General features: G+C 64.4%; 20 protein-coding genes. 14 read left to right on the top strand and 6 right to left on the bottom strand.

Annotated features, from left to right (window positions below; all coding sequences use genetic code 11):
- Nucleotides 1–8: 8 nt before the first annotated feature.
- The 3 genes from ahcY (at nucleotide 9) to AC4FS3_RS01755 (ending at nucleotide 3,200) form a co-directional block, all read left to right on the top strand.
- Nucleotides 9–1,397, top strand: coding sequence for an adenosylhomocysteinase (gene ahcY / locus AC4FS3_RS01765; protein WP_491019106.1), 1,389 nt, complete (start codon nucleotides 9–11; stop codon nucleotides 1,395–1,397).
- Nucleotides 1,398–1,545: 148 nt separating this feature from the next.
- Complete coding sequence (locus AC4FS3_RS01760) at nucleotides 1,546–1,887, top strand: DUF2853 family protein (RefSeq protein ID WP_491019105.1); 342 nt, start codon at nucleotides 1,546–1,548, stop codon at nucleotides 1,885–1,887.
- A 110-nt stretch (nucleotides 1,888–1,997) separates the two neighbouring features.
- Nucleotides 1,998–3,200 (top strand): MFS transporter, encoded by a 1,203-nt coding sequence (locus tag AC4FS3_RS01755; protein ID WP_491019104.1) that lies wholly within the window; start codon nucleotides 1,998–2,000, stop codon nucleotides 3,198–3,200.
- Nucleotides 3,201–3,369: 169 nt separating this feature from the next.
- Here the strand turns inward: AC4FS3_RS01755 and AC4FS3_RS01750 are convergent, their stop codons facing one another.
- The 4 genes from AC4FS3_RS01750 to tsaD are packed head-to-tail and all read right to left on the bottom strand — an operon-like array spanning nucleotide 3,370 to nucleotide 6,091.
- Complete coding sequence (locus AC4FS3_RS01750) at nucleotides 3,370–3,789, bottom strand: EVE domain-containing protein (RefSeq protein WP_491019103.1); 420 nt, start codon at nucleotides 3,787–3,789, stop codon at nucleotides 3,370–3,372.
- Nucleotides 3,786–4,058 carry a YciI family protein gene (locus AC4FS3_RS01745; RefSeq protein ID WP_491019102.1) on the bottom strand — a complete coding sequence of 91 codons (273 nt, stop codon included), beginning with the start codon at nucleotides 4,056–4,058 and terminating at the stop codon, nucleotides 3,786–3,788. The genes AC4FS3_RS01750 and AC4FS3_RS01745 overlap by 4 nt, the downstream gene beginning before the upstream one ends.
- 3 nt (nucleotides 4,059–4,061) lie before the next feature.
- Nucleotides 4,062–5,012: an NAD(P)H-dependent glycerol-3-phosphate dehydrogenase gene (locus tag AC4FS3_RS01740; protein WP_491019101.1), complete on the bottom strand. Its 951-nt coding sequence runs from the start codon at nucleotides 5,010–5,012 to the stop codon at nucleotides 4,062–4,064.
- A complete protein-coding gene (tsaD, locus tag AC4FS3_RS01735) occupies nucleotides 5,009–6,091 on the bottom strand; it encodes a tRNA (adenosine(37)-N6)-threonylcarbamoyltransferase complex transferase subunit TsaD (protein WP_491019100.1) in 1,083 nt (360 codons plus the stop codon). The genes AC4FS3_RS01740 and tsaD overlap by 4 nt, the downstream gene beginning before the upstream one ends.
- A gap of 118 nt (nucleotides 6,092–6,209) precedes the next feature.
- Between tsaD and AC4FS3_RS01730 the strand changes: the two genes are divergently transcribed.
- From AC4FS3_RS01730 to AC4FS3_RS01720, 3 genes are all read left to right on the top strand, one after another.
- Nucleotides 6,210–6,932, top strand: coding sequence for a uroporphyrinogen-III synthase (locus AC4FS3_RS01730; RefSeq protein ID WP_491019099.1), 723 nt, complete (start codon nucleotides 6,210–6,212; stop codon nucleotides 6,930–6,932).
- Nucleotides 6,933–7,007: 75 nt separating this feature from the next.
- Nucleotides 7,008–8,150: a COG4223 family protein gene (locus tag AC4FS3_RS01725; protein ID WP_491019098.1), complete on the top strand. Its 1,143-nt coding sequence runs from the start codon at nucleotides 7,008–7,010 to the stop codon at nucleotides 8,148–8,150.
- A gap of 10 nt (nucleotides 8,151–8,160) precedes the next feature.
- Complete coding sequence (locus AC4FS3_RS01720; protein ID WP_491019097.1) at nucleotides 8,161–9,690, top strand: heme biosynthesis protein HemY; 1,530 nt, start codon at nucleotides 8,161–8,163, stop codon at nucleotides 9,688–9,690.
- Between the two features lie 34 nt (nucleotides 9,691–9,724).
- Here AC4FS3_RS01720 and AC4FS3_RS01715 read toward each other — a convergent pair whose 3' ends face one another.
- The gene (locus AC4FS3_RS01715) at nucleotides 9,725–10,927 is read right to left on the bottom strand and encodes a benzoate/H(+) symporter BenE family transporter (RefSeq protein ID WP_491019096.1); all 1,203 of its coding nucleotides are present in this window, start codon (nucleotides 10,925–10,927) and stop codon (nucleotides 9,725–9,727) included.
- A 190-nt stretch (nucleotides 10,928–11,117) separates the two neighbouring features.
- Between AC4FS3_RS01715 and pdxR the strand changes: the two genes are divergently transcribed.
- Nucleotides 11,118–12,632 carry a MocR-like pyridoxine biosynthesis transcription factor PdxR gene (pdxR, locus tag AC4FS3_RS01710; protein ID WP_491019095.1) on the top strand — a complete coding sequence of 505 codons (1,515 nt, stop codon included), beginning with the start codon at nucleotides 11,118–11,120 and terminating at the stop codon, nucleotides 12,630–12,632.
- Nucleotides 12,633–12,721: 89 nt separating this feature from the next.
- Nucleotides 12,722–13,525, top strand: coding sequence for a YggS family pyridoxal phosphate-dependent enzyme (locus tag AC4FS3_RS01705; protein ID WP_491019094.1), 804 nt, complete (start codon nucleotides 12,722–12,724; stop codon nucleotides 13,523–13,525).
- Nucleotides 13,526–13,533: 8 nt separating this feature from the next.
- Here AC4FS3_RS01705 and AC4FS3_RS01700 read toward each other — a convergent pair whose 3' ends face one another.
- On the bottom strand, nucleotides 13,534–14,262 hold the full coding sequence (locus AC4FS3_RS01700) for an IclR family transcriptional regulator (RefSeq protein ID WP_491019093.1): 729 nt from the start codon (nucleotides 14,260–14,262) through the stop codon (nucleotides 13,534–13,536).
- A 219-nt stretch (nucleotides 14,263–14,481) separates the two neighbouring features.
- Between AC4FS3_RS01700 and AC4FS3_RS01695 the strand changes: the two genes are divergently transcribed.
- The 6 genes from AC4FS3_RS01695 (at nucleotide 14,482) to AC4FS3_RS01670 (ending at nucleotide 20,681) form a co-directional block, all read left to right on the top strand.
- Nucleotides 14,482–15,708, top strand: a complete 1,227-nt coding sequence (locus tag AC4FS3_RS01695; protein WP_491019092.1) for an ABC transporter substrate-binding protein — start codon at nucleotides 14,482–14,484, stop codon at nucleotides 15,706–15,708.
- Between the two features lie 68 nt (nucleotides 15,709–15,776).
- Nucleotides 15,777–17,279: an aldehyde dehydrogenase gene (locus AC4FS3_RS01690; protein WP_491019091.1), complete on the top strand. Its 1,503-nt coding sequence runs from the start codon at nucleotides 15,777–15,779 to the stop codon at nucleotides 17,277–17,279.
- Between the two features lie 24 nt (nucleotides 17,280–17,303).
- On the top strand, nucleotides 17,304–18,071 hold the full coding sequence (locus AC4FS3_RS01685; protein ID WP_283176599.1) for an SDR family NAD(P)-dependent oxidoreductase: 768 nt from the start codon (nucleotides 17,304–17,306) through the stop codon (nucleotides 18,069–18,071).
- 11 nt (nucleotides 18,072–18,082) lie between these two features.
- Nucleotides 18,083–19,210, top strand: a complete 1,128-nt coding sequence (locus tag AC4FS3_RS01680; RefSeq protein WP_491019090.1) for a CaiB/BaiF CoA transferase family protein — start codon at nucleotides 18,083–18,085, stop codon at nucleotides 19,208–19,210.
- The gene (locus AC4FS3_RS01675) at nucleotides 19,207–19,983 is read left to right on the top strand and encodes an ABC transporter ATP-binding protein (protein ID WP_491019089.1); all 777 of its coding nucleotides are present in this window, start codon (nucleotides 19,207–19,209) and stop codon (nucleotides 19,981–19,983) included. The genes AC4FS3_RS01680 and AC4FS3_RS01675 overlap by 4 nt, the downstream gene beginning before the upstream one ends.
- Entirely contained in the window at nucleotides 19,980–20,681 is a 702-nt protein-coding gene (locus tag AC4FS3_RS01670) for an ABC transporter ATP-binding protein (protein ID WP_491019088.1), read from the top strand. The genes AC4FS3_RS01675 and AC4FS3_RS01670 overlap by 4 nt, the downstream gene beginning before the upstream one ends.
- Nucleotides 20,682–20,688: the final 7 nt, after the last annotated feature.

Genomic DNA, 20,688 nt, shown 5'->3' with positions numbered 1-20,688 from the left:
AGAGAAGTATGGCAACGGATTATATCGTCAAGGATATCGGCCTCGCGGATTTCGGTCGCAAGGAACTGGTTATCGCAGAGACAGAAATGCCGGGCCTGATGTCCTGCCGTGAGGAATTCGGCCCGTCGCAGCCGCTGAAAGGCGCGCGCATCGTCGGCTCGCTGCACATGACCATCCAGACGGCGGTGCTGATCGAAACGCTGACGGCCCTCGGTGCCGATGTGCGTTGGGCTTCGTGCAACATCTTCTCGACCCAGGATCACGCCGCCGCCGCGATCGCTGCCGCAGGCGTTCCGGTGTTTGCCGTCAAGGGCCAGACCCTGACCGAGCATTGGGATTACCTGGACCGCTCGTTCATGTTTGCAGAGGGCGCGAATATGATCCTCGACGATGGTGGCGATGCTACGCTCTATGTCCTTCTCGGCGCGCGGATGGAAGCGGGCGAGGATGTGCTCGCGGTGCCGCAATCCGAGGAAGAAGAAGTCATCAAGCTGCAGATCCAGAAGCGGATGAAGGCAAGCCCCGGCTGGTTCGCGAAAACCAGGGCCGCGATCAAGGGTGTTTCGGAAGAGACCACCACCGGCGTCCACCGCCTCTATGATCTGCACAAGAAGGGCCAGCTGCCCTTCCCGGCGATCAACGTCAACGACTCGGTCACCAAGTCCAAGTTCGACAACAAATATGGCTGCAAGGAATCGCTGGTTGATGGCATCCGCCGCGCCACCGACACGATGATGGCCGGCAAGGTTGCGGTCGTGTGCGGCTATGGCGATGTGGGCAAAGGCTCGGCCGCTTCGCTGCTGGGCGCGGGCGCGCGGGTGAAGGTTACCGAGGTCGATCCGATCTGTGCGCTTCAGGCGGCAATGGACGGGTTCGAAGTGGTGCTTCTGGAAGATGTGGTGGCAAGCGCCGACATCTTCATCACCACCACCGGCAACAAGGACGTGATCCGGCTGGAACACATGCACGCCATGAAAGACATGGCGATTGTCGGCAATATCGGCCATTTCGACAATGAGATTCAGGTTGCCGCGCTGAAGAACCACAAATGGACCAATATCAAGGACCAGGTGGACATGATCGAGATGCCCTCGGGCGCCCGGATCATCCTCCTGTCGGAAGGCCGTCTCCTGAACCTCGGCAATGCGACCGGTCACCCGTCCTTCGTGATGTCGGCTTCCTTCACCAACCAGACGCTGGCGCAGATCGAGCTGTGGACCAGGGGCGAAGAGTATCAGCCCGGGGTCTATATCCTGCCGAAAGCGCTGGATGAGAAAGTGGCCCGTCTGCACCTGAAGAAAATCGGCGTCAAACTGACCGAGCTGAAGCCCGACCAGGCCGCCTATATCGGCGTGAATGTCGACGGGCCCTACAAGGCAGAACACTACCGCTACTGATCGCTCACACCTTGTGACATGCGCGCGCGCCCCGTCTCTTTCTGAGGCGGGGCGTCATTTTTTCCCATTGCCGTTTGAGGCTGACCGCATAAACTCGACCGCGACCCCGCATTTCGGGGGGGTTTCTGGGAAAATAGCGAGGACAGCTATGGGCAAGCGGGACGAACTGATCGCCAAATACGCCGACGATCTGAAGAACAAATGCGGCGTGACGCCGGATCTGGACCTTCTTACCAGGGTCACCATCGGCTGCGGTCCGACGATCTACAACGCGGATTCCTCGACCGTTGCGGCCTCGGACCCGGAAGAGCTGGCCCGGGTGAAAGCCAGCTTCCTGATCAAGAAGCTGGGCCTTGCCGACAGCGCGGCGCTGGATGAAGGCATCAATGCCGCGATCGAGACCTATGGTAAATCCGAGCGCAACAAATACCGCGCCGTGTTCTATTATCTGCTTGTTAAACATTTCGGCAAAGACGGCGCTTACGCCTGATCACGCCGGTTCGGATCCGATCCGGATTGTAACCGGATCAATCCGACAGATTGTCATTCTCTTAAAGCCGCGTCATGGTGACGCGGCTTTCTGTTTTCGCGCAGGTCGTCATGTCCACCAATGTCCAAAGCAGCACAACCGTGGAAACCACTGTGGTTCCGATCGTGCTCGCCGTCTCTATGGGTCATCTTCTCAATGACCTGATGCAAAGCCTTATCCCGGCTTCCTTCCCGCTCTTCGAGGAGAAATTCTCGCTGAGCTTTACCCAGATCGGGTTGATTACCCTTGTTTTTCAGGGGGTTGGTTCGATCTTGCAACCGCTGGTCGGCTATTACACCGACAGGCGGCCGATGCCCTATGCGCTGTCGCTCGGGATGCTTTCGACCGGGGTCGGGCTGATCGCGCTCGCCCATGCCACCAGTTTCGCGATGATCCTGTGGTCGGTCGCGCTGGTTGGGCTGGGCTCGGCTATCTTCCATCCTGAGAGCTCGCGCATCGCGCGGCTGGCGGCGGGGATGCGGCCCGGTTTTGCGCAAAGCCTGTTCCAGGTCGGCGGAAATGCCGGCACGGCGCTCGGGCCCCTGGCGGCGGCCTTTGTCGTCATGGCCCAGGGGCAGTTGTCGATCCAGCTTTTCGCGGGGGTCGCGCTGGCCGGTATGCTGCTGCTGGGGGCGGTCGGGCGCTGGTATACTCAGGTGGGCGCCGGCCGGCTGGTTGCTCGCAAGACGCGGCTGAAGACCGTGGTGCCGCTGCCGCCCGAGGTGGTGCGTCGCGGCATGTTCCTGCTGATCCTGCTGATGATGTCGAAATTCATCTATTCGGTCAGTTTCTCCAGCTACTACACCTTCTACCTGATGAAGCAGTTTGCCATTCCGGCTGAACAGGCCCAGGTCTGCCTCTTCATCTTCCTCTCTGCCGTGGCGGCAGGGACGATCATCGGTGGCCCGATCGGCGACAAGATCGGGCGGCGGAAGGTGATTCTCTGGTCGATCTTCGGCATTCTGCCGCTGACCATCATATTGCCCTGGCTGCCGCTGATCCCGAATGTAATCGTGGCCTCGGTGGTGGGTCTGATGCTGGCCTCGGCTTTCCCGGCAATGGTGGTCTATGCCCAGGATCTGATGCCGCAAAACACCGGCATGGTCGCTGGTCTTCTGTTCGGGCTGGCCTTTGGCATCGCGGCCATCGGGGCGGCGGCGCTTGGCGTGCTGGCCGATGAATATGGCATCATTACCGTCTACAAGATCTGCGCCTTCCTGCCTTTGATCGGCGTTGTCGCGATCTTCCTGCCCAATCCGCGCGTGACCCACTGAACCGTTGGATTTGCGATAAATGAAGGGCGCTTCGGATTTGTCCGGAGCGCCCTTTTCTGTCACTGTAACCCTGTCGGCGGCAGAAGCCCGGGACCTTAATTTCAACACGTGCGGGGTGCATGTGGGGTGGAAGGAGGGTCCTGCAGGGGTGCGGGGCCCTCCGGATCTCTTACGGCTCAACCCCACCCATAAGGCAGATGATTTCCCATTCCTGGGGGCTGACCGGCTGAACTGAAAGCCGCGTATTGTTCACCAGAATCATCTGTTCCAGACCCGGGGTCACCTTGGCCTCATCCAGTGTGATATGGCGTTTCAGCGGTTTGATCGCCCTGATCCAGACACAGTCCCAGCGGGGATCTTCGGTGGTGCTGTCGGGCGCGCTTTCGCGGCAGACCTCGACAATGCCCACCACTTCCTTGCCGATATTCGAATGGTAGAAAAAGCCGCGATCGCCGATCTTCATCGCCCGCATATTGTTGCGCGCCTGGTAGTTCCGCACGCCGTTCCATTCCTCGCCCACGTCACCTTTGGCAACCTGGGCATCCCAGGACCAGGTGTCGGGTTCGGATTTGAAAAGCCAGTAATTCATCCGATCACCTTTTTCCATTCGCGGATGGTCACATCCTGGAACAATCCGGCCTGCGCGTAAGGGTCTGCCGCAGCCCAGGCGCGGGCCTGGTCAAGGCTGTCAACGGTCAGGATCACCAGGCTCCCGATCATCGCGCCATCGCTGTCCAGAAACGGACCGGCCATCTCGACGATACCGGTCTCGGCGATATAGGCCAGATGGGCGTCACGATTGGCCTTGCGGGTCTCGAGATGGCCCGGCTTATCGATGCAGATCAGGGCTGCGCGCATGTCTCACTCCTGTTTCAGCGGGCGCGACATCAGGTCCCTGACCGCTTCTCCCAGATTGGTTTCGCCTGCGACCAGCCGCGCGACCATGGTGGTCACCGGCATGTCGATCTTCTTTTCACCTGCGAGCCGCGTGGCCGCCTGAGCGGTCGCAACCCCCTCGACGGTGGCCTTCGCCGCCTCGCGGCCCTGACCAAGCGCCAGCCCATGCGAGAAATTCCGCGACTGTTCCGAGGTGCAGGTCAGGATCAGATCGCCCAGACCCGAGAGGCCGGCCAGCGTCTCGGCGCGCGCGCCAAGGGCGACCGCAAGCCGGCTCATCTCGGCATAGCCCCGCGTGATCAGCGCGGCGCGGGCGGAATCGCCAAAACCCGCACCGATCACCACGCCGGCCGCAATCGCGATCACGTTTTTCAGCGCGCCGCCCAGCTGCGCGCCGGTCACATCATCGCTGCGATAAAGCCGCAAGGTCTGGGTCGACAGCAGATATTGCAAAGCCTGGGCGCGCGGGCAATCACAGGCAAGGGTCAGTGCCGTCGGCAGGCCCCGCGCGATATCAGCGGCAAAGCTCGGGCCGGTCAGCACGGCTTTCGCCCTGCTCGCCCCCGCCGCCGCCATCACTTCTGCAGGGCCTTGCAGTGTGGTCAGGTCAATGCCCTTGGAACAGGCGACGAGATCGGTGTTCAGAAGTTCCGGCGCCTCGGCAAGAAAACCGCGCATCGCCTGCATCGGCATGGCCAGAAGAACCGCCTCGCATCTTGCCAGTTCCGCCAGCCCGTCCTGGATCAGGATGCCTTCCGGCAGCGCGATCCCCGGCAGCTTATCCGCCTCGCGCCGCGCGCGCATCCGCGCGCGGTCCCCGCCATCGCGGGCCCAGAGCCGAACTTCGCGCCCGTCTTTGGCCAGTGTGACCGCAAGGGCCGCTCCGAAAGCCCCGGCGCCTGCTATTCCGATCATGCCTTCGCCCCCCGTTTCCCGGATCCCAGCATCGGCGCGGCGCTTTCATCCAGCGGCCAGCGCGAGCGGGCGACGAGGGCCGATCTGTCTTCCGCGCCAGAGAGGAAACGCTCGATCCCGGCCCAGGCGATCATCGCGCCATTATCGGTACAAAGCCGCAAAGGAGGCGCGAGGAAACCTGCGCCGGCGGCGTCACAAACAGTCTCTAACCTTGCCCGAATGGCATGATTTGCCGCGACGCCACCCGCCACGGCCAGCACAGTTGCGGGAAAAAGCTCCAGCGCGCGGCGGGTCTTTTCGGCCAGAACCGAGGCCACGGCCTCCTGAAACCCGGCGCAAAGATCGCGGCGGTCTTGCAGCATCAGCCCGCCTTTCTCTGCGATGATCGCATCGCGCGCGCGCAGAACAGCGGTTTTCAGCCCCGAGAAAGACAGATCGCAGCCCGGTCGATCCAGCAGCGGGCGCGGAAAACGGAACCGTTTCGCATTGCCTAGGGCGGCTTCGCGTTCAACATGCGGCCCGCCTGGCTGCGGCAGGCCGAGGAGTTTCGCGATCTTGTCAAAAGCTTCGCCTGGGGCATCATCAATGGTGGAGCCAAGGCGGCGGAAATCTTCCGGCCCTTCGACCGCAAGGAACTGGCAATGCCCGCCCGAGACGAGCAGCATGAGATAGGGATAGGCGATGCCATCGGTCAGCCGTGGCGTCAGCGCATGGCCGGCGAGGTGGTTCACTGCGACCAGCGGCACGCCGGTTGCCGCGGCGAGGCCCTTTGCCAGCATCAGCCCCGATAAAAGCCCGCCAATCAGGCCGGGCCCCGCCGTGACCGCGATTCCGTCAAGGTCACGCAGCCCGAGGCCCGCCTCGCGCAAGGCGGCCTCAACCGCGTAGTCCAGCCGTTCTGCATGGGCGCGGGCGGCGATTTCAGGAACCACGCCGCCAAAGGGCGCATGCAATGTTGTCTGACCCTCGACCACGGAAGACAGGATTTCGGCCTCGCCTGTGGCATGGCGACGCACGACCGCGGCCGCCGTATCATCGCAGCTTGATTCAATCCCGAGAAAGATCGTCGTTTCCGTCATGGCGCCTGGCATTCCCGGGCGGCGCGGCTTGTGGCGCGACCCTTCCTGCAGGTAGCATCCGCCCCGGCATCAGACAATGCCGGAAGACAATCCAGCCAGCGCGGAGAGGCCCCGGCGTATGCCGTCCCAGATCATCCTCAACACCCGACCGGAGCCTCAGGCCAGCCGCTTCACCGCCGAACTTGTGGCCAGCTTCGGGGATCGGGCGCGTGTGGTGGCTTCGCCTCTGATGCTGCCGGAGTTTGTTGCGCCGGCCTTTCCGGACGGGGATTTCCAGGCGCTGGTCCTGACATCAGAGGCGGGCGCGCTTGCCGCTATACGTTTGCAGGCAGAGGGTGCGCATTTGCCGCCCTGTGCCATCTGCGTCGGGGATCGCACGGCGGGAGTGGCAAAAAGCGCAGGCTTAGAGACTGTTTCGGCGGGTGGCGATGCCGGGGATCTTGTCCGGCTGATCATCTCGCGGCAGGAGGACCGGCTGTTATACCTGCATGGCGAGGACCGGGCGGCAGATCTTGGGGCGGCCCTTATGCCTTTCGGGCGCAAGGTCACATCACTGGTAGTCTACCGTCAGCGCGCCTGTCCGCTGACCATTCCCGCGCGGGCCGCGATTGCGTCGGGCGAGCCTCTGATCCTGCCGCTGTTTTCGCCGCGTTCGGCGCGGCTTTTTCTTGAGGCGGCTGAAGGGCTGCCTTTGTCGCATCTGCAGCCGGTGGTCATCAGCGAGAATGCGCGGCTGATTCTGCCAGAGGCGCTGGCCGATCTGGCGCTGGTCGCGGCGCGGCCGGACGGGCCGTCGATGCTTGCGGCGATTGCCCGCTGCTTTCCGCCGCTTGCAGGCTGACGGCGGGTTGAACAGAGGGGGCCTTGGGGCTTACCTTGCAGGCATATCGGAATGCGTCTGACGGAGTGACCCTGAATGGCAGTGGAAGAAGATCCGGCTCGGGTGACGGGCGAAGCCACCGCAGCCATTTCGCCAGATGCGAAGGAGGCGGCACCGGCGGAAGCTGTGGCTGCCGTTGAACCCGTCGCGGAATCTGCGCCCGTTGATGATGCGACTACGGGTATTCATCGCGCGCCGCCAGCACGAAGGGGCGGTTTTGTTGCGCCTTTTCTGGGTGGCGTTGTCGCTGCGGCCCTGGGGTTTGGCCTGTCGCATTTCAACGTATTTGGCCTGAGGGCCGATCTCGATGCCGAAGGGATCAGGGACGAGATTGCGCAGCTCGGGACGCGACTGACCGAAGAGGGCCAGACCGCTGCGGGCGCGAGCAAGGGGGCAAGCGATGCGGCGGCGGCAGCCGACAGCGCGGCCCGGTCGGTTGGCGAACAGGTTTCCGCGCTGGCCGGGCGGATTGACGGGCTTGACGCGCAGGTGCGGGCTCAGGCCGAAGCTCTGCCGGACGGTACCATCCCGCCCGCTGCCTTTGCTGCGCTGAAAGCCGAGGTTGATGCGCTGAAAAATGCGGCTGCCGGTCAGCCCGGCGGTCAGATGGATGCCGATGCCCTGCGACAGCAGATCACCGCCGAACTGGATGCCCGCGCCACCGAGGTCGCGGCCGAGGCCGAGCGCGCGGCAGAGGCCACGCGCCAGGCGGCGCTGCGGGATGCGGCCTGGATCACGCTGAATGAGGCGGTGAAAAACGGCCAGCCCTATGCCGATGCACTGACCGCGCTTGGCACGACAGAGGTGCCGCAGGCGCTTGCCGCCCATGCGGCGGAGGGCCTGCCGGGCGTGCAACAGCTTGCCGCGAGCTTCCCCGAGGCGGCGCGCGAAGCGCTGGATATTTCGCTGCGTGCTGATGAGGCGGGTGGTTTCGGCGACCGCGCGCTTTCGCTTTTGCGCGTCACCACCGGCCAGCGCTCGCTGACGCCGCAGCAGGGAACCGACCCCGATGCGGTGCTGTCGCGCGCCGAGGCGGCGGTTGGCGCCGGAGATCTGCCGGCGGCGCTGACGGAGTTGAAGGGCCTTCCCCCCGAGGGGCAGGTGGCGATGGAGCCTTGGGTTTTGCAGGCCCAGGCGCGCATTGATGCCGAAGCGGCGCTTGCCGCGCTGAAGCCGTAAGGAGGGCATCATGCTCTGGTCGCTGGTCAAAATTGCGGTGTTTCTTGGTCTGGTGACCCTGCTGGCGGTGGTCGCCGGCGGCATGTCCGAACAGGGCGGGACGGTGCGGCTCTGGGCTTTTGATCAGGAGTTCACGCTGAACCCGCTCGCAGCGCTGGTTGTGCTGCTGCTGGCGGTGGTGCTGGTCTGGCTCGGGCTGAAACTGGTCGGGCTTTTGTTCGCCGTGCTGCGGTTTCTCAACGGCGACGAGACCGCGATCAGCCGCTACTTCGACCGCAACCGCGAGCGTCGCGGCTATGCCGCGTTGTCAGACGGGCTGATCGCCCTGGCCTCGGGCGAGCCGAATACCGCGCTGGCTCGTGCCCGTACAGCCGAACGCCTGCTGCAAAAGCCGGAACTCACGCGGCTTCTGACCGCCCAGGCTGCCGAGGCCGCCGGGGATGGCCGCGCCGCGACCGAGGCCTGGAAGGCGCTATTGGGCGATGAACAGACGCGGTTTGTCGCGGTGCGCGGGCTGATGCGGCAGAAGCTGGCATCAGGCGATACCGCGACCGCGCTGAAACTTGCGGAACAGGCGCTGGCCCTGAAGCCGAAACATTCCGAGACCCAGGACGTTTTGCTGAAACTTCAGGCAGAAGGGGGCGACTGGGCCGGCGCGCGCGGGACGCTGTCGCAAAAGCTGCGCTCGGGAGAATTGCCGCGCTCGGTCTATCGGCGTCGCGATGCGCTGCTGGCGCTGCAAGAGGCGAAAACGGTGCTGGATGAGGGGTCGACGATCGAGGCGCGCGAGGCGGCGATCGAGGCCAACAAGCTCTCGCCCGACCTGATCCCGGCGGCGGTGATCGCGGCGCGGGCGCTGGTGGCGAAGGGCGACAGCAAAAGCGCGACCCGGGTTCTGAAAAAGGCCTGGGAGGCACAGCCTCATCCCGATCTGGCGGCGGCTTTCGCGGCCATTGAGCCCTCCGAGACGGCGGAGCAGCGGCTGAAACGTTTCCGCGCTTTTCTGGCATCGCGCCCCGATCACGAGGAAAGCCGGCTGACCGAGGCAGAGCTTTTGCTGGCCGCCGAGGATTTCCGGGGCGCGAAAGCGGCGCTTGCAGCCATCCCGGTGGATCATCCGACGCAGCGTTCGCTTGCGATCCTGGCGGCGGCCGAACGCGGCATGGGCGCCCCGGATGAAGAGGTGCGCGGGGTGCTTGCCCGCGCCCTTGCGGCGTCGCGCGGGCCGGAATGGGTCTGCGACAAATGCGGCACCGTCCATACGCAATGGGTGCCGATCTGTGCTTCGTGCAGCGGTTTCGACACCCTGTCCTGGCGAGAGCCCGATGGCATCCAGGGCAGCCGCCCCGCGACCAGTGCCGGCCTCGCGCCGCTTTTGTTTGCGGCGACACGCCCGGCGCCGGTGCCGGAATTTGTCAGTCTGCCGGACCCCGAAGAGGCCGAGGTGATCGAGACCAGCGCGCCTGTGCTGCCTGACAAGGCCGAAGAGGTGCCGGATCAGGCGATCACGCCGGATGAAATCCTGCGTCGGGCCACCTGAGGGGCGGTTGCCGCCCGGATGACGGGGTATCAGATCATCCGGGCTTCCGGTCCCGCCTCGTCAGCACCGCCCAGGCGATCAGCCCGATCACCAGGCCCCAGAACGAGCCGCCGATCCCCAGCATCCGGATATTTGCGGCCGAGGCGAGAAAGGTGATCAGCGCCACTTCGCGAAGCCTCGGCTCTGCCATCGCGGTGGCAAGACTGCTGCCGATGGTGCCGAGAAGCGCAAGCCCTGCGAGCGTGGTGATGAAAGCCGCCGGAAGAGCCATGAACACCCCCACCAGCGCCAGGCCGAAAACGCCTGTCAGCGTGTAGAACAGCCCGGCTGCGATACCGCCGATCCAGCGCTTTGAAGGATCCACATGTGCCTCTGGCCCGGTCACGATGGCCGCCGTGATAGCCGCGACATTGAAGGCATGCGAGCCGAAGGGCGCCATCACCAGCGAGCCAAGGCCGGTCGTGGTCACAATCGGGTTGGCGCTGGTCGTATAGCCATCATTTCTGAGGACCAGCATCCCCGGCATATATTGCCCGGTCAGCGTGATCAGGAACAAAGGCAGCGCGATACTGAGCGCCGCGTTCAGTGTAAAGACGGGGGCGGTGAAAAGCGGCATGGCCAGCTCGAATCGCAGGCCGGAGAACCCGACCTCGCCACGCAGCAACAGCCAGGCGAGGCCGATGGTGAGGATCCCCACAATCGCATAGCGCGCGGTAAAGCGTTTGAGGATCAGATAGCTGCCAACCAGCACGCCCACCAGGGCCGGGTCGGCGCTGGCACCTCCGAAAGCATCAATCCCGAATTGCAGCAGGATCCCGGCCAGCAAGGCTGCGGCGATGGCAGGGGGGATCAGGCGGATCAGGCGGTCGAAACAACCCGAGACGCCCAGGATCACGAAGCCGAGGGCCGAGAGCATATAGGCGCCGATGGCTTCGGGATAGCTGACACCTGCCAATGCGGTGACGAGGAAGGCGGCTCCGGGTGTTGACCAGGCGGTTATGACGGGCGCGCGGCAGCGCCAGCTGAGGACGAGGCCGGTCACGCCTACCCCCACCGAAACCGACCAGACCCAGGAGGCGGTCTGTGCGAGATCGAGCCCGGCCATGCGCGCCGCCTGGAACACCAGGATAAAGGTGCCGCCGTAATTGACGATGACCGAGATCAGGCCGGCGATGACCGGATGCAGAAGGTCCCGGGCGCCGATTGTGGCTGTTTGGGCAGGGATGGGCGCAGACATGGGGAGCTTCCGGATGACGGTCAATTGCCTCAGGGCTTACCCGGAGAGTGGCCTGCCAGATCCTGCCAATTTTTGCATTTAACTCAGGCCAATTTGACCAGAAACGCTACAGTCCGGCATCCGGGCCTCGCAATCAGGCGGCATTACTGGCAGGATACCGGTACCGGGATGCGCCAGAGGAGCAGACCAATTGTTCCGCCATTCCCAGCTTGAAACCGTCAAGGCCTGGCTCCTCCACCCCGATCAGGCGGGTTTGCCGCTGCATGGCCGGATCCAGCGGGCGATCCGACAGCTGATCCTCGACGGCGCGCTGGCGGCAGAAAAACCGCTGCCGGCGACGCGGGGGCTGGCGGCGTCGCTCGGGGTGTCCCGCGACACGGTCGAGGCCGCTTACAACCAGCTCCATGCCGAAGGTTTCATCCGCCGCCGCGTCGGCAGCGGCAGTTTCGTGGCGGCGATCCGCGATCTGCGTCCGGCCTCGCGCCGCGTCACAGGCCAGGGGGCGCCGGCTTCGGGCGAGGTCACTGCGCGGGGCGGGCTCAGTGCAAGGGGCGCCGCGATTGTGGCCAATGGCGGAACCCATACCGGCCCGCCGGGGCGGATTTTTCAGCAGGGTTTGCCCGAGACGCGCAATTTTCCGATCCGGATCTGGGAACGGCTGGAGCGCCAGGTGCTGCGCGATCATGGCTCCAGCGCCCTGATCATGACCGACCCACAGGGGGCAGAGCCGCTGCGTCAGGCGATTGCCGACCATGTCAATCTGGAACGCGGGGCGCGGGCAACGGCGGATCGGGTGCTGATCCTTACCAGCTCGCAACAGGCGATGGCACTGACGGCCAATCTGCTGCTTGATCCGGGCGATCGGATTTTCGTCGAAGACCCCGGCTATCACGGCGCGCGGCAGGCTTTTGCGGCGGCGGGGGCCGTGCCGGTGCCGGTGCCGCTTGATGATCAGGGGATCCTTGTCGACCGCATGCTTGATGCGCCGGACCGGGCGCGGGCGGTGTCATTGACCCCTTCGCACCAGTTTCCGACCGGCGCGACCCTGTCGCTGGAGCGCCGGCTTGCGCTGATCGGCTGGGCCGCCGAGCATCGCGGCTGGATCATCGAAGATGATTATGACAGCGAATTCCACTACACAGGCCGGCCGACGGCCTGCGTGCAGGGGCTCGATCCGCACGGGCGCACCATTTATATCGGCACTTTCACCAAATCGCTGTTTCCCGGGCTGCGGCTTGGCTATCTGATCCTGCCGCCCGATCTGGTGCAGCCGTTCACGCTGGCGCGGACGCAGCAGGATGGTCACCCCGCCTCGATCCCGCAGCTGGTGCTGGCGCGGTTCATGCAGGGCGGTCATTTCGGCGCGCATATCCGGCTGATGCGCGCGATCTATGCGGAAAGGCTGCGAATCCTGGCGCGGCTGGTCGAGACACATCTGGCGGGTCTGGTCGAGGCCCGGGTGCCGGCAGGCGGGCTGCAGATGCCCTGCCTCCTGACCTGTGCGCTGTCAGAGGCGCAGGTGATCGATGCTGCCGCAAAGGCCGGGCTTGGCCTCACAGGCCTGACTGGTCTGCATGCGACTGCGCGGCCGAGGCCGGGATTTTTGCTGGGGTTTGCCGCCTTCACCCCCACGGAGCTGGAAAGTGGTGTGCGCAGGCTGGCCGCCATTCTGAATGGCCTGTCGGGTGATCGCGACGGCGCCTGAATTGGTCGGCTGATCTGTCCGGAATTGGTGGGGTCCGCACCGCCGCTTCCGGGCCAGAATGGGCGGCCCCCGCTTTGCGAGATATGCCCATGCCCACGACCATTGCCCCGCTGCCCCTGCCTCGCTCTGACCTGAGCGCGGCCGATATTGACCGTTTCGGCCCCGATCCGCAGCAGAGATTTGCGCAAGGTCTCGCAGATACAGAGGCCCGGATCGCGGCCGCCTGCGCGCGTTCCGGGCGGGACAGGCGCGACGTGCGGCTTTTGCCGGTCACCAAAACCCTGCCCGCGCATATTCTGCGCCTGGCCTGGGCCGCCGGGATCCGCGATTTCGGGGAGAACAAGCTGCAGGAGGCGCGCGAGAAACAGGCGGCTTTGTCCGATCTGGCGATCCGCTGGAGCATTATCGGCCATCTCCAGACCAATAAGGTGAAGTATCTTGTGAGGTTTGCCTCCGAGTTTCATGCACTGGACAGCCTGCGCCTTGCGGCAGAGCTGAACCGGCGGCTGGAGGCCGAGGGCCGCGATCTGGACGTCTTTATCCAGGTTAATACCTCGGGCGAGGAGAGCAAATATGGCCTCAGCCCCGACAGGCTCCACGAATTTCTCGGCCAGCTGGATGGTTTTGCGCGCCTGAAACCGCAGGGGCTTATGACCCTCGCTATTCTCAGCCCCGATCCGGTGCGCGTCAGACACTGCTTTGCGCTTTTGCGCCGGTTGCGCGATGAGGCCCAGATCAGGCACCCGGAAATCTCGCGTCTTTCCATGGGGATGACCAGCGATTTCGAAATCGCGATCGAAGAGGGGGCCGATGTGGTTCGGGTTGGTCAGGCGATCTTTGGCCCGCGCCCGAAAGAGGCCGGGCCGTTCTGGCCAGGCCTCGATGATCTCTGAACCGCCTGCTACATCTCGTGACGTTGCAGGACGGTGCGGATTGTCTCCGCAATTTCGGCGCGCCGTTCCAGACATCGCGAACGTGGCCCGGCCACCACCAGTGAAAGCCGCCAGTCATCCAGAATGACCGGCATCGCGACCCCGGCAAGGTCGGGCACATATTCTGAATCGCTCTGGTGATAGCCGCGCGCCGTGGCGGCGCTCAGGGCTGCCTCGACCGCCGCGCCATCTTGCGGCGCGGTCGCGGGGCTGGGCGAAAACGCGATCCGCCGGTAAAGCGCCTCGCGCTCGGTGGGTGTAAATCCGGCCAGCAATGCGCGCCCGACCGAGCTGGCCTGGATCGGCACCCGGCTGCCGGTCGCCGCGTAATAGCGCACTGGCTGCGGTGACTCGAGCACATGGAGCATGATCGCACAGACGCCCGAGGGCGCGGCAACACAGGTGGTCTCGCCGGTCTGATCGCGGATTTCGGTCACCGCCTGCAACAGGCGCTGCGGCAAGGGCGCGGCATCGTTGAAAGCCTGGACCGCCAGCATCCAGCGCGGGCTGGGATAATAGCCTCCGCGCGCGACGGGTTCAAAAAGATAGCCTTTTTCTGCCAGCGTCCCGATCAGATTAAAGGTGCTGGAACGCGGCCATTGCAGCTCTGCGGCGATCTCGGCCATGGTGGCGGGTCGCCGCCGCTCTGCAAAAAACTCCAGCAATTCCAGAACATTTACCGCTTGTTTGACCAGCATGATCCCTCCCCGCAAGTGAACGCCAGCGCCCATCATCGTCTGAACGGGAAGCTGGAAGCTTAATCTGCCCTTCGCGTGACTGCCATAGCAGGATATTCGCCGCGCTCTGAAATAATTCATGTACAGAGACATAATGTCCATGTATATGAATTTCTGGCGAGGCGCCGGGCGAAACTCCCCGGCACAGAATCGCGACCCATCAAGCTTTGGGAGGAGCTTATGAAGGCGAACCTGACCCGGGGTCTGTGCGCATTGCTCGCATCGGCCTGGATTCCTGCGGCGGCTCTGGCCGGGGACAAGACCGATGTGACGATCGGCGTTCTGGCCGATATGAGCGGCATCTTCTCCGATATCGGCGGCGAAGGGGCGGTGATCGCCACCCGTATGGCGGTAGAAGATTTCGAAAAACGCCCCGAGGCTGCGAAATTCGATATCCGTATCGTTTCGGCGGATGCGCAGAACAAGCCCGATATCTCGGCAGGAATCGCGCGAAAATGGTTCGATTCCGACGGGGTCGATGCGCTTGTTGACCTGCCGACCAGTGCAATTTCGCTGGCGCTGGCGCCGCTCGCGCAAGAGGCCAATAAGGTGGCGCTGCTGACGGCGTCGGGCACCTCTGATCTGACCGGCAAGGCCTGCAGCCCAAATTCGGTGCACTGGACCTATGACACCTGGGCACTGGCGCATGGTACGGCCAAGGCGGTGACAGGGCTTGGCAAAAAGAACTGGTACTTTCTGACGGTCGATTTCGCGCTTGGCCATTCGCTGGAGCGGGACGCGTCAGAGGTCGTGCTGGCCTCGGGTGGCGAGGTGAAGGGCACGGTGCGGCACCCGACCAATGCGGCGGATTTCACATCCTACCTGTTGCAGGCTCAAAGCAGCGGTGCTGATGTGATCGCGCTGGCCAATACCGGCGGTGATGCCAGCAATACGCTGAAACAGGCGGCGGAATTCGGCATGGTGGGCGGTGGCCAGACATTCGCCGGGATGCTGATGTTCCTGTCGGACATCCATTCGACCGGGCTTGAAACCGCGCAGGGCCTCTTGCTGACCACCGGCTTCTACTGGGACCGCAATGACGAGACCCGCGCCTTCGGCGAGCGCTTTGCCGACCTGAACAACGGGCGCAAGCCGACGATGAACCAGGCCGGCGCCTATTCGGCGACGCTCGCCTATCTTGAGGCGGTCGCCGTGGTCGGCTCGCCCGAAGATGGCGCGGCTGTGGTGCGCGCGATGCGCGAGCGGGGCGAGTTTGAGGATCCGCTGTTCGGCAAGACCTCGCTGCGCGAAGATGGTCGCGTGCTGCATGATATGCTGCTTGTCGAAGTGAAGACCCCGGCGGAATCGACCGCGCCTTACGACTATTACAAGATCATCGAAGTCATGCCTGGTGAGACCGCTTTTCGGCCGCTGGCCGAGGGTGGCTGCCCGCTGATCGCGCAGTAATCCCTGCGCCCGGGTCCGCCGGACGGTTCTGGCGGGCCCTTCTTTCCCCTGACAAACGAGAGACCCCGATGCCCGTGACACCGGCAAACAGCGACATATTGCGTTTCGACAGGCTTTATATCGGTGGCGAATGGGTGCTGCCGGAAGAAGGCGGCATGATCGAAAGCATCGATCCCTCGACCGGTGCGATCTGGGCTTTGGTGGCGCGGGCCGGGCGCGGCGATGTTGATCGCGCGGTGGCGGCGGCGCGGGCGGCACTTGAGGGGCCATGGGGCACGATGCCCGGCCATGAACGCGCGGCCCTGATGCGCCGGTTCGCCGATCTTTACCAGGCGCGGGCGGGCGAACTGGCCGAACTGGAAGCGCGTGATTCCGGTCGTGCGATCCGCGAGGCTCGGGCCGATATTGGCAGCCATCACAACGGCTATCACTGGTGGGCCTCGCTGGCCGATAAGGCTTCGGGGCGGACGATCCCCTTTGACAATACGGTTCACGCTTTCACAAGCCGCGTGCCGGTTGGAGTTGTCGCGGCAATCACTCCCTGGAATGTGCCGCTGATGGCGGCGGCCTGGAAGCTTGGCCCCGCGCTGGCGGCGGGCTGCACCGTGGTGTTGAAACCGGCGGAGCAAACCCCGGTCGGAACGCTGGAGCTGGGGCGGCTCTTTGAGGCCGCAGGCTTCCCGCCGGGCGTGGTGAATATCGTGCCGGGCTATGGCGGCGGCGATGTCGGGGAATGGCTGGTGGCGCATCCGGGCGTCGACAAGGTGGCCTTCACTGGCGAGGGCGGTACTGCCCGCGCGATTGTGAATGTTGGTTCACAAACGATGAAACGCTTTACGTTCGAGCTGGGCGGCAAGTCTCCGCATATCATTTTTGACGATGCCGATATCGACCAGGCGCTGAATGCGGCAACCAATTCGGCCTGGACATTATGTGGTCAAAGCTGCGCGCTCGGCTCGCGCGTCTTGGTGCAGCGGTCTGTCTATGACCGCGTGGTGGAAGGGTTCCGCGACCGTGCAGCCCGCGTGCGGGTTGGCCCGGCGTGTGATGCAAACACCCATATGGGGCCGCAGGCGCATCTGGCGCAGCTGGAGAAAACCCTCGCCTATATCGGTTATGGCAAGGAAGACGGCGCCGAGCTGGTCACGGGCGGCGAGCGCCTATCGGGCGGTATCCATGGCAATGGCTACTTCGTGCAGCCGACGGTTTTCGCCGGCGTTTCCAATGATATGCGCATCGCTCAGGACGAGATCTTTGGCCCCGTGGCAGCGCTGATCCCCTTTGACGACGAAGACGACGCCGTCCGCATCGCCAATGACACCCGTTATGGTCTGACGGCGGGGCTATGGACCGGCGATACCGGGCGCGCGCATCGCGTGACCGCAAAGATCCGCGCGGGCATGGTCTGGGTCAATACCTACCGGTTTATCCGCTGGTCCACCCCCTATGGCGGCTTCGGCGCCAGCGGCTGGGGCCGCGAGAACGGGGTCGAGGCGCTCGACAGCTATCTGGAAACCAAAACCACCATCATCAGCACCCATGGGCGTTTCCCCGACGCCTATGCCGACTGAGCTGCCATCAAGAGGAGGGCCATCATGCGCCTGAAAGACAAACGCGTCATCGTCACCGCCGCCGCCTCGGGCATGGGCCGCGCCGGGGTCGAGCTGTTCCTGCGCGAAGGCGCCAGTGTCGTCGCCGTCGATGTCAGCGAGGCGGGCCTTGCCGCGCTGAGCGCCGATCTCGCGGCGGGCGACCGGCTGCACACGATCCGCGCCGATCTGTCGAAACCCGAAGAAATGCGCTCATCCATCAATGAAGGTGCGGCGTTGCTGGGCGGGGTCGATGTGCTCTGGGCCCATGCCGGCATCCCCGGCCCGGGCGGCGTCGAGGCGCTGGATGTTGACGCCTATAACCTTGCCATGACGCTGAACGTCACCTCCGCCACGCTGGCGGCGGGCGAGGTCATCGCCCATATGCGCAAGGCCGGCGGCGGCTCGATCGTCTTCACCTCATCGGTCTCGGGTCTGGTCGGGTCGATGTTCAGCCCGGTCTATTCGGCGGCGAAATTCGCCGTGGTCGGCCTGACGAAATCCCTCGCGCAGCGTTTTGCGGCGGATAATGTGCGCGTGAATGTCGTCTGCCCGGGGCTGGCAGACACGCCGATGAAGCTTGGTTTCACCGGGCGCTCCGGCGATCCGGCCGAGGCCGAGGCCAACCAGGCCCGGATGATGACCGCCGTGCCGATGGGGCGGCTGTGCAAGGCAGAGGAAGTCGCCCATGCCGCGCTCTGGCTGGCCTCGGATGATGCATCCTTCGTCACCGGCGTGGCGCTGCCGGTCGATGGCGGCTTTACCGCGCGCTGAGGGGGGCAAAGATGGCTGGCCCGCTTGCAGGCATCCGCATTCTTGACCTGACCACGGTGATCGCCGGGCCGTTTGCCACGCAGATGCTGGGCGATCTGGGGGCGCAGGTCATTAAGGTCGAGGCGCCGGGGGGCGATATCATGCGCGCCCCAGGTCCGGCCCGCAGCCCCGGCATGGGGGCGGCGTTCCTCAACTGCAACCGCAACAAGGATCTGGTGACGCTGGATCTGAAAGACCCGGGCGATCACGCAAGGCTGATGGAAGAGATCGCCGGGGCTGACGTCTTTGTTCATAATATGCGGATGGGGGCTGCGCGCAGGCTCGGGCTGGATGCGGAGACACTCGGGTCCCGCTTTCCCCGGCTGATCTATTGCGCGATTGTGGGTTTTGGCCAGGACGGGCCTTATCGCGACCGCCCCGCCTATGACGATATTATCCAGGCCGCCAGCGGCTGGGCCGGGCTGATGCCGGGGGCCGACGGTCCCGCCTATGCGCCGACCATCGTGGCCGACAAGACGGCGGGGCTTTTCGCGGTCTCGGCCATCACCTCGGCGCTGTTTGAACGCGAACTCAGCGGCCAGGGCCAGGCTGTCGAGGTGCCGATGTTTGAAAGCATGGTGTCTTTCCTGGCGGTAGAGCATCTGGCGGGGCTGAGCTTCATTCCGCCTGAGGGGCCCGCGGGCTATCAGCGGCTGCTGACCCCCTGGCGGCGCCCTTACCGCGCGGCGGATGGCTATATCGCCGTGATGCCCTATTCCGGCGCGCATTGGCAGGCATTTTTCCGCGCCGCCGGGCGCGAGGACTGGGCAACTGAGCCAGCGCTGACCGATGACCGCGCGCGCGCCGCCATGATCGCCACGCTTTACGAACGGCTTGCGTCGCTGTTGCAAAGCCGCAAGGTTCAGGACTGGCTCGACCTGCTGGAACCGCTGCAAATCCCCTGTTCGCGTGTAAACCGTTTCGAAGACCTTGCCCGGGATCCACATGTCCAGGCGACCGGCCTGTTTTGTGAAACCGACCATCCCAGCGAAGGCAGGATGCTGACAGTCAGGCCGCCGCTGCGGTTCTCGCGGAGCCGTTGCCAGATCCGCAATCTTGCCAGCCGTCAGGCCCCCCGCATGTCGAGGAGACCCGAATGACTCCGTTACCCAAGGCCGGGCCCGCCCGCGTCGTTCTTTCTGCGCGCGGGCTGGGCAAGACATTTGCCGGTTTCACCGCCGTCAACAATGTCGATCTTGATGTGGAACATGCGCGGATCCATGCGCTGATCGGGCCAAATGGCGCGGGCAAGACGACAGTTTTCAATCTGCTGACCAAGTTTCTGCGCCCGACCTCTGGCACGATCACGCTGATGGGCGAGGATATCACCGCGATGACCCCTGACCGCGTGGCACGGATGGGGATGGTGCGGTCGTTCCAGATCTCGGCAGTGTTTCCGCATCTGACGGTGCTGGAAAACATCCGCACCGCGTTGCAGCGCCCAAATGGGCTGGCCACGCAATTCTGGCTGCCGATGAAGGCGCTGGACCGGCTGACCCCGCGCGCAACCGAGCTGGTTGAACAATTCGGCCTGACGCCCTGGATCAACCACCGCGCAACCGATCTGTCCTATGGCCGCAAACGCGTGCTGGAAATCGCGACCACGCTGGCGCTGGACCCGAAGCTCTTGCTGCTGGATGAGCCGCTGGCGGGCATGGGGCAGGAGGATGTGCAGATGGTTGCGGGTGTAATCCGCGAGTTGGGCAAATCCCGCGCCGTGCTGATGGTGGAACACAACCTCTCGGTCGTGGCGGATATCTGTGACCAGGTCACCGTTTTGCAGCGCGGCGAGGTCATCGCATCCGGCAATTACGCAAGCGTCGCCGCCGACCCCCGCGTCCGCAGCGCCTATATGGGCACGGAGGAACCATGACCACCTGTCTCGAGGTAAAGGATCTGGAGGCCTGGTATGGCGAGAGCCATGTCCTCCATGGGGTCAATCTGACGGTGAAGGCGGGGGAAACCATCTGCATCCTGGGCCGCAATGGCATGGGCAAGACCACGACTTTGCGCGCCATTATGGGCATCCTGAAAAAGCGCACTGGCAGCATCCGGCTGGGCGACACCGATCTGATGACGGTGCCTTTGCACCGGGTAGCGCAGGCGGGGCTTGGTTTTGTGCCCGAAGAGCGCGGCATCTTTTCGGCGCTGAGCGTCGAGGAAAACCTGATGCTGCCGCCGATGGTGGCGCCGGGCGGCATGAGCCTTGACGAGATCTATGATCTCTTCCCGAACCTCCTGGAACGCAGGCGTTCGCAGGGCACGCGGCTTTCGGGGGGCGAGCAGCAGATGCTGGCAATCGCCCGCATCCTGCGCACCGGCGCCACCTGTATCCTGCTGGACGAGCCGACCGAGGGGCTTGCCCCCGTCATCATCGAACGGATCGGCGATGTGCTGAAAACGCTGAAATCGCGCGGGCTGACCATTGTGCTCGTCGAGCAGAACTTCCGTTTCGCCCAGAAGGTCGCCGACCGTTTCTGCCTGATGGATCACGGCCGCATCACCGAAGACTTCCCGGTGGCCGAGCTGGCACAGCATCGCGAGGCCCTGGCCCGCGTGCTGGGCGTGTAAGAGGAGA

The organism is Pseudogemmobacter sp. TB195 (assembly GCF_058313095.1).
This window is presented reverse-complemented; position numbering and strand designations above follow the sequence as displayed.

What these genes read in the sequence shown, in the direction of transcription:
- AC4FS3_RS01750 (WP_491019103.1), bottom strand. Translation starts at nt 3,789, where the DNA reads ATGAATTACTGGCTTTTCAAATCCGAACCCGACACCTGGTCCTGGGAT.
- AC4FS3_RS01700 (WP_491019093.1), bottom strand. Translation starts at nt 14,262, where the DNA reads ATGCTGGTCAAACAAGCGGTAAATGTTCTGGAATTGCTGGAGTTTTTT.
- tsaD (WP_491019100.1), bottom strand. Translation starts at nt 6,091, where the DNA reads ATGACGGAAACGACGATCTTTCTCGGGATTGAATCAAGCTGCGATGAT.
- AC4FS3_RS01755 (WP_491019104.1), top strand. Translation starts at nt 1,998, where the DNA reads ATGTCCACCAATGTCCAAAGCAGCACAACCGTGGAAACCACTGTGGTT.
- AC4FS3_RS01745 (WP_491019102.1), bottom strand. Translation starts at nt 4,058, where the DNA reads ATGCGCGCAGCCCTGATCTGCATCGATAAGCCGGGCCATCTCGAGACC.
- AC4FS3_RS01675 (WP_491019089.1), top strand. Translation starts at nt 19,207, where the DNA reads ATGACTCCGTTACCCAAGGCCGGGCCCGCCCGCGTCGTTCTTTCTGCG.
- AC4FS3_RS01725 (WP_491019098.1), top strand. Translation starts at nt 7,008, where the DNA reads ATGGCAGTGGAAGAAGATCCGGCTCGGGTGACGGGCGAAGCCACCGCA.
- AC4FS3_RS01720 (WP_491019097.1), top strand. Translation starts at nt 8,161, where the DNA reads ATGCTCTGGTCGCTGGTCAAAATTGCGGTGTTTCTTGGTCTGGTGACC.
- AC4FS3_RS01670 (WP_491019088.1), top strand. Translation starts at nt 19,980, where the DNA reads ATGACCACCTGTCTCGAGGTAAAGGATCTGGAGGCCTGGTATGGCGAG.
- ahcY (WP_491019106.1), top strand. Translation starts at nt 9, where the DNA reads ATGGCAACGGATTATATCGTCAAGGATATCGGCCTCGCGGATTTCGGT.
- AC4FS3_RS01740 (WP_491019101.1), bottom strand. Translation starts at nt 5,012, where the DNA reads ATGATCGGAATAGCAGGCGCCGGGGCTTTCGGAGCGGCCCTTGCGGTC.
- AC4FS3_RS01690 (WP_491019091.1), top strand. Translation starts at nt 15,777, where the DNA reads ATGCCCGTGACACCGGCAAACAGCGACATATTGCGTTTCGACAGGCTT.
- AC4FS3_RS01695 (WP_491019092.1), top strand. Translation starts at nt 14,482, where the DNA reads ATGAAGGCGAACCTGACCCGGGGTCTGTGCGCATTGCTCGCATCGGCC.
- AC4FS3_RS01730 (WP_491019099.1), top strand. Translation starts at nt 6,210, where the DNA reads ATGCCGTCCCAGATCATCCTCAACACCCGACCGGAGCCTCAGGCCAGC.
- AC4FS3_RS01760 (WP_491019105.1), top strand. Translation starts at nt 1,546, where the DNA reads ATGGGCAAGCGGGACGAACTGATCGCCAAATACGCCGACGATCTGAAG.
- AC4FS3_RS01680 (WP_491019090.1), top strand. Translation starts at nt 18,083, where the DNA reads ATGGCTGGCCCGCTTGCAGGCATCCGCATTCTTGACCTGACCACGGTG.
- AC4FS3_RS01705 (WP_491019094.1), top strand. Translation starts at nt 12,722, where the DNA reads ATGCCCACGACCATTGCCCCGCTGCCCCTGCCTCGCTCTGACCTGAGC.
- AC4FS3_RS01685 (WP_283176599.1), top strand. Translation starts at nt 17,304, where the DNA reads ATGCGCCTGAAAGACAAACGCGTCATCGTCACCGCCGCCGCCTCGGGC.
- AC4FS3_RS01715 (WP_491019096.1), bottom strand. Translation starts at nt 10,927, where the DNA reads ATGTCTGCGCCCATCCCTGCCCAAACAGCCACAATCGGCGCCCGGGAC.